The organism is Patescibacteria group bacterium, from assembly GCA_028711655.1.
In the GTDB taxonomy this organism is placed as follows: Bacteria; Patescibacteriota; Patescibacteriia; order Patescibacteriales; family JAQTRU01; genus JAQTRU01.
In genome coordinates this window covers 1-6,399 of sequence record JAQTRU010000048.1, presented here as the reverse complement: position 1 = coordinate 6,399, position 6,399 = coordinate 1, and the positions used below count along the sequence as shown (strand labels likewise).

General features: G+C 38.1%; 9 protein-coding genes. All 9 read right to left on the bottom strand.

The window, feature by feature from the left end:
• Positions 1-231: 231 nt before the first annotated feature.
• Positions 232-501, bottom strand: coding sequence for a hypothetical protein (locus PHQ42_04925; GenBank protein MDD5072044.1), 270 nt, complete (start codon positions 499-501; stop codon positions 232-234).
• Between the two features lie 16 nt (positions 502-517).
• On the bottom strand, positions 518-1,105 hold the full coding sequence (locus PHQ42_04920) for a hypothetical protein (GenBank protein MDD5072043.1): 588 nt from the start codon (positions 1,103-1,105) through the stop codon (positions 518-520).
• A gap of 14 nt (positions 1,106-1,119) precedes the next feature.
• Positions 1,120-1,662 (bottom strand): hypothetical protein, encoded by a 543-nt coding sequence (locus PHQ42_04915; GenBank protein MDD5072042.1) that lies wholly within the window; start codon positions 1,660-1,662, stop codon positions 1,120-1,122.
• Positions 1,663-1,836: 174 nt separating this feature from the next.
• Positions 1,837-2,991, bottom strand: a complete 1,155-nt coding sequence (pilM, locus tag PHQ42_04910) for a type IV pilus assembly protein PilM (GenBank protein MDD5072041.1) — start codon at positions 2,989-2,991, stop codon at positions 1,837-1,839.
• Positions 2,992-3,125: 134 nt separating this feature from the next.
• The gene (locus tag PHQ42_04905; protein ID MDD5072040.1) at positions 3,126-4,403 is read right to left on the bottom strand and encodes a hypothetical protein; all 1,278 of its coding nucleotides are present in this window, start codon (positions 4,401-4,403) and stop codon (positions 3,126-3,128) included.
• Between the two features lie 123 nt (positions 4,404-4,526).
• On the bottom strand, positions 4,527-5,108 hold the full coding sequence (locus PHQ42_04900; GenBank protein ID MDD5072039.1) for a hypothetical protein: 582 nt from the start codon (positions 5,106-5,108) through the stop codon (positions 4,527-4,529).
• 127 nt (positions 5,109-5,235) lie between these two features.
• Positions 5,236-5,670: a prepilin-type N-terminal cleavage/methylation domain-containing protein gene (locus PHQ42_04895; GenBank protein MDD5072038.1), complete on the bottom strand. Its 435-nt coding sequence runs from the start codon at positions 5,668-5,670 to the stop codon at positions 5,236-5,238.
• Positions 5,671-5,714: 44 nt separating this feature from the next.
• Complete coding sequence (locus PHQ42_04890) at positions 5,715-6,173, bottom strand: GspH/FimT family protein (GenBank protein MDD5072037.1); 459 nt, start codon at positions 6,171-6,173, stop codon at positions 5,715-5,717.
• Positions 6,174-6,217: 44 nt separating this feature from the next.
• Positions 6,218-6,399, bottom strand: a 182-nt coding sequence (locus tag PHQ42_04885) for a type II secretion system F family protein (GenBank protein ID MDD5072036.1), incomplete at its 5' end; no start/stop codon positions are given.

The window sequence follows — 6,399 nt, the reverse complement described above, 5'->3', positions numbered from 1 at the left end:
ATTGGGCGGAATTTTGTTTAAAGCCGGAAATGAAGGCGATTTAATGCACCAGATGAGGTGGGTAATGAAACATCCTGAATTTTTAGGCAAAATCGGGGCAAAGAGCCAAAAAAAAATAAAAAAATTAGACCTGGGCCATTACATTAAAAAATTAACGGCTAATTTTTAATAATCAAAAAAACATAGGGTAGTTTATAAACCATTCTATGTTTTTATTTTTTTAATCAAATGCTAGCGAAAATTGATAAAATGTCCAACCGGCTTAGGTTCGGTTTTTTCTTCTATTTTTTTTATAATTTCTTCAAATTTACCCATGTCTATATCTTCTATCGCCACTTCCCGGCGCAGGACCAGTATTTCTTCGGAGCTGGTAATTGTTTGATAAAAATTTTTATACAAAAATAAGGAAACGCAAGCCAAAACAACAAGACCGATGATGACTATCAAAGAATAAAAATACAGGAACATTCTGCTGATAGAAATTTTTAAGAGTTTAAACATAAAAATTGGGGAAAAATTAATCGCTGCTATCACGCCAATAAGTATCGGCCGCAACAAATAAATTTACATAGGAACCGCTTTCCGGCTCCCCATCTTGCTTGGGGGGCGAACCGGAAGATAATTCCAAAGATTTAATGTTTATATAATAATCAAGGGTTTCCAAACTTGCAAGATAATTCATCTGCCGACCGATTACCCCTCCGGAGGAAAGCTGAAGAGGGACCATTTTATAAAATCCATTAGCAACTTCGGCCGAAGACAATAAATTTATTTTCTGGGTTGTACCGGTATTGCCGGCTGCCCCTTCAAGGGCCGTAACGAACTCTAACCCGCAATCCTGCCCGATAAAAACCTGGTCTAAAATATGAATTTTTTCCTCCGCCCGCTCCAATTTTTCCATTGTCGTCCTCAAACTTTGGCCTTTTATATATCTTCTTTCCAAATCCAACCGCTGCAATTCAATCTCGGTTTTCATATTTCTTATATCTTTTATCGAGGGCAAAATAATGAAATAAATGATGGAAAAAATAAATACAAAAAATACGACGAGGCTTATAATTATTCTCTTCTTCAAATCTAATTTTACCAAATTCTTAATCTCCATAATTTTTTAATTTTTTATCTTTCCCCGATATTTTCCAAATTTAACTTCGCTTTTATCTCAAAATCAATATTATTTTTTTCTAAAATATTTCTCATGGGAAAATCCAGGTCATAAAAAATAGCCGATTTTTCAAGACCATCCCTGAGCGCCAGCAAACTATCGCGCGTTTTGGCCATCCCCTTTAATTCTATCTCTTTTTTCTCCTGGCTCAATTTTATTAAGGAAAAATTAATATCATTATTGGTGTGGTCGCCCAAATCCTTAAAGAGGAATGACCAAGGAATAAAATCATCCTGAATTTTTTCCACAAAAGACAGGCGGGTATTTATTTCCCGAATCTTGGAATTTTGCCCCTGGCTCTCCCTGATAATAAGGGTCGTTTCTTCCACTATTCTATTAAAATTATTCTGTAAAATTACCCTCGCCACCAGCATAATAACAGCAATAAAAATCGTGATTATAATAAGAATATAATCAGCCCTTTTGAGCAGGCTATATACATGCCTTAGTTTTATTTCTTGTTTTAGTTCCTGGGAAACCAGGTTAAGGGTTAACATATTCTAGAAACTTACATCTCGTGATTTATTTGACCGAAATTAAATTAAGAAGATAATTTCGTTCGCCGGATTGTAATTACTACGAATTACGAATTAGCGCGAATGCACGAATACTGGATAAACTTGTTTTAATAAAATTCGTATATTCGTAAGGTATCCGTAATTTGTAGGGTATCATACTCTGTCAATAAATATGCTCCGCAAGGCCAGGCCAATGGCGGTGGCAAAAGTTGAACTTGAATCCTGGGTAATAGACAAATTCCCGCCTCCGCCCTTGTTCTTTCCTTCGGGCAGCCCTGCATCCAGGCTATAAGTCTCGGAAAGTAATTTCAAAAAATTGTCTCTGGCTCCGCCCAAGTTAACCAAGGCATCGCCCTTAATCACTTTTATAGAAAAAAAATCGCTGATTATTTTGTCTATATTTTTTATGTTGGCTCCGCCGCCGCAAAGCACTATTTCGCTTATCGGCCCATACTGGGGAAAATGGCTGCCGTAAAATTCCAAAACTTCTTTAATTCTTCCATTTAAATCATTAATCGTTCCGGCCAAAACTTTGTTTATTATTCCGCCGGCCTTAGTTTCATCTAATCCGCAGATTATTTTAGCTTTTTCGGCCTGGTCTTTTTTAATATCTAAACTGGCAGAAATATCTTTCGTTATTTTCTCGCCGGAAATCGGCACGCTCACCGTAAAAAGAATTGAATTCCGGGCGTAAACCACCAAGCTTGTCCGCATTGCCCCGATATCAATAATAGCGTAATTTTTGTTAAACTCGCCTTTAAAACCGAGAGACTCCTCGGCTAATAGGCTGCGGCACAAAGACACGGGCTCAATTTCCAAAGCTTCAACTGACAGCTTGGCCTTGTCCAATAAATCGGTATATTGGTTAACGATTTTTTTAGGAGCCGCTCCGATTAAAACCAGCTGAACATTCTCCTGCTCTTCTATTATCTGCCAGTCGTAATAAATTTCATCAATCGATAGGGGCACGTGCTTTTCTATTTCCGTTTCAATCACATCCGCTAAATCATTCGGGGTTTTCTCCACCTCTATTAATTTGACAAAAGTTTTGGTTTCGGGCAGGCAAGCCACAACCACGTCTGAACTCGCCTTCCCATACCTCGGCTTATTTATCAATTTTCTTATAAGATCCGCCACTTCCTCTTGTTTTTTTATTTCTCCCTCCACAATTAAACCTTCGGGGACATTAATTTTGCCCAAGGCCTGAATTTTTATTTTTCCCCCGGCTTTATCAAGTTGAACCAATTTTAAAGATAAATCGGAAATATCTAAACCCAGGGGATAATTTGAATTTTTTAAAAATAACATTGATTAGTAATTAGTAATTTAGATGCCATGCTAACCTTTTCGTTATTGCTCCCAAATTGCCAATTGCAAACTGCAATCCTTCTTAATATTATACCATAACAAAAAAAATTTTTCATTCTTAAATCTTGATTTTCTTAATATTCTTCCTCCCAATGTTCAATCGTAATAACTGGAGAAAAATCCGCATCTCCAAGCGCGTCTACCAAATAATCATTGTTAAAGGTTATATTTATCGGCTCCCAACTGCTGGTAATGGTTAATTTTCGGCTGATTAAACCGCCGACAACATCAAAACTGAAGCCAAGGGGAAAGCTTAAAATATCTAATAAATTATTGGCATAAACAACTCCATTAATGTCTACATTGCCGGTCCAAAGCTTGAAATACACCTTTCTTTTGGCTAAAATCCCGGCAGCCTGCCCTTCGCTGTGATTAACCGTCAAAGAACTCCAACCGCAACGCAAGCCTAGGCAAAAACGGTCCCCGACAATAAAATCCCTGCCCACTGCCAATAAGCCGTTAACTGTTAAATTCTGGCCGCCGCGCAATTCAACATCGCCGTTAACATAAGTAATCGGGTCATTTAGAACCAAATTCTGGTTATTTTTTATTAAATTCTCAAACTCGGCTTGGCTATAAACAACATCAGCTTTATTTTTATAGGAATTGGGAGAATCGGAATCAAAATCAACGGCGGGCATGGCGATTTGCCCGGCTGCCGGAGGATAGTTGTGGGCATAAATATCGCCCCTGATGTCAGCAGTTGATGTCCAGGATTTGAGATAGTTGTTTACGGCTTTGAGATCCGAGTCCACAAAAATGATGCTGCCCGCGTTGAGAGTAAAATTATTATTTGAATGGGCGCTGCCATTGTAAAAATTTACTATGCTGGCCGAGATGTCAATATTTCCGTCAGCATAGCCGGCGCTGTCTTCTATCCCGCTCTGGCCCATGGCTTTATAAACACTGGTTCTGATAATTCTCTGGCTGATTTTGCCATCGCCTATGTCAATCGCGCCAACGGAAACGATTTCGCCATGAGCATAATTTGAATTTGAGATAGTTACGGTATAAGAGCCGCTGCCGGCCCCAAAAGGATCTTCTCGGGTAAAGTCGGCGGTCCAATTGGGATTAGTTTCAAAGTTGTTTTTATACTCGTCATTATTTTTCAAACGCCAAATCATTTCGGAGATTCCGGCTTCGGCCAAATAATAAGTCTTTGCTCCCCAGGCCTGGCTTCTGGAAATCCTTTTTTCCGTCAAAGAAAAATTTAGAAAATAAAAAGACAAAAACAAAATTAAGGACATTAACAAAATCGTTATCAACAAAGCGACGCCTTTATTATTTTTTCCAGTTTCAAATATATTTTTCATTTCTTCCTCCTTAAGTAAATATAGCTCTTGCGGTTTCATAATTTCACCCAAATTCCAAATTTATTCCTTATGAACTATGAGTTAGCATAAATCTACAAATACAAGATAATGTCTTAATGGGAATTCGTGTATTCGTAAAGTATTCGTAATTCGTAGACATAATTAATTTCTCTTAAAAACGCTGGTGTTTATATTGAAAGAATCTTGGTTTTTCGCCAAATCCAAAGAAATATAAATTAACCCCCCGCTTCCCCAAAATTGCAATCCGTTAAAATATTCTCCAACCACCCGATCCTCGACAATTAATTCTTCCGGCGGATAGCCGTTTTGGTCAACGCTATTATAGACAACATATATATCTGGCTCGCTGGAAAAATAGTAAACAATATAAGACCTTTTTAAATCGGTGCCGTTCAAATAATAACGCAGATAAGTTATGCGATCGGCATTGTGTCCGTCTTGAAAAAAGATTTCTCCCGCCGGAGGATTTAGGGGGTCAACTGCGGTTTCCGGCAAAGCGGTGATTATATCAACCGACTGGCGCAATTCTCTAGTCATTCGATCAAGGCAAACCCTGGCGTTTTGGGCCAATTCTCCTTTGGCAGCCCCCTTATTATAAGATCTCTGGGACAAAGAATACATTGAATTGACCAAAATAATGGCAAAAGTAAACAAGGAAATGCTTACTAATATTTCCAGTATAGTGAAGCCGTTTTGAAGCTTGTTTTTGGCTCTTTTGTCCATATTCTCTGAAATTAATTATCTGAATTATTTAAATTCTCCGTTCTCTTCGGACTAAAAGTGAAAATAAAAATTCTTTTTTCAAAAACGCATTCTGCCAAGCCTTTGATAACGGCGCAGGGCAAAACGATTATTTTTTACTTATGAGAGTGGCAATATTATAACTTTTTTCTGTTTTAAATATAGCGTTTATATAATAAATGGCAACGGAAATTTTTTTCATCCCCAAATCCTGCTCAACTTCGCTCAAACTGCCGTCAACATAGCTCACAATCGTCTCTCTCTGGTAATTATATAAATAATTTTCCGGATCCGCGGATAACCGGTGCTTAGCTTCAATCGTCCCGGCAGTTATGCCGCTATAGCCAAGAGAAGTTAACTCCTCAATTTTTTCCTGGGCCAAATACGAGGCCACAGTATTATTTTCCGCCTCTTTGTTTATGGACAAACCAAAAGGAAACGCCTGGACTAAACCGATAAAGGCCACAACCAAAATACTGAAAGCCACCATAATTTCAATTAAAGAAAGGCCTTTTTGTTGTTTTAATAATTTTTTAAAACTCATAATTTATGGCGAATTATAAATTGCGGGAATCCGATTCAAAAAATTTATTCCTCCAATTGCACATATCCTGACGGCTTAACATTGATCGTGGCGGTTCTGCCGTTAGTATTGACTAAAATAATCTGGCCGGCTTCGCTCACGCCGCCGTAAAAGTTAAAAATTGCCTGGTTATCCGGCAAATCAATAATTTGCTGAAAGCTTACATCATTATCAAATTCAACCGCCTTAACGGTAGAAGTAGCCGCGCCAGTTTTTAAAATCTGGTAGCTGTCGCTATCCAAATCAAAATCAACTAAATAAACAACTTGCTCGGTAACAGTCATCTGCTGGGCGTAACGCAAATCAGCGGTTAAACCACGGGCCGCGGCGTTAAGTTTTAAATTGGGCTGGTATTTCCTCAAATAAGGGATGGAGATGGTCGAGAGAAGAATAATAATGCTTAAAATCGCCAAAACTTCAAACAAAGAAAAACCCCGCCTTTTTTCAAAAATACATTGATTCATTTAAAAATTTCGTTAATTTAATCTGTCGCCAAAAATTATTCCGGCTAAATGGCCGAACCCAAAGAATACATGGGCATAATAATCGCCACGGCCATTCCTCCAACCGCGCAACCCAAAACTAAAATGATCAAAGGCTCTATAATAGAAGGAAGGTTGTCCATTATTTTATTAACCTCTCCCTCATAAAAATCCGCCAGTTCAGTTAAAATATTGTCCAATTCCCCGG

Bases quoted from the DNA above. Each gene is read 5' to 3' on its own strand.
- PHQ42_04915 (MDD5072042.1), bottom strand. From the start codon at position 1,662: ATGTTAACCCTTAACCTGGTTTCCCAGGAACTAAAACAAGAAATAAAA.
- pilM (MDD5072041.1), bottom strand. From the start codon at position 2,991: ATGTTATTTTTAAAAAATTCAAATTATCCCCTGGGTTTAGATATTTCC.
- PHQ42_04895 (MDD5072038.1), bottom strand. From the start codon at position 5,670: ATGAGTTTTAAAAAATTATTAAAACAACAAAAAGGCCTTTCTTTAATT.
- PHQ42_04890 (MDD5072037.1), bottom strand. From the start codon at position 6,173: ATGAATCAATGTATTTTTGAAAAAAGGCGGGGTTTTTCTTTGTTTGAA.
- PHQ42_04920 (MDD5072043.1), bottom strand. From the start codon at position 1,105: ATGGAGATTAAGAATTTGGTAAAATTAGATTTGAAGAAGAGAATAATT.
- PHQ42_04900 (MDD5072039.1), bottom strand. From the start codon at position 5,108: ATGGACAAAAGAGCCAAAAACAAGCTTCAAAACGGCTTCACTATACTG.
- PHQ42_04905 (MDD5072040.1), bottom strand. From the start codon at position 4,403: ATGAAACCGCAAGAGCTATATTTACTTAAGGAGGAAGAAATGAAAAAT.
- PHQ42_04925 (MDD5072044.1), bottom strand. From the start codon at position 501: ATGTTTAAACTCTTAAAAATTTCTATCAGCAGAATGTTCCTGTATTTT.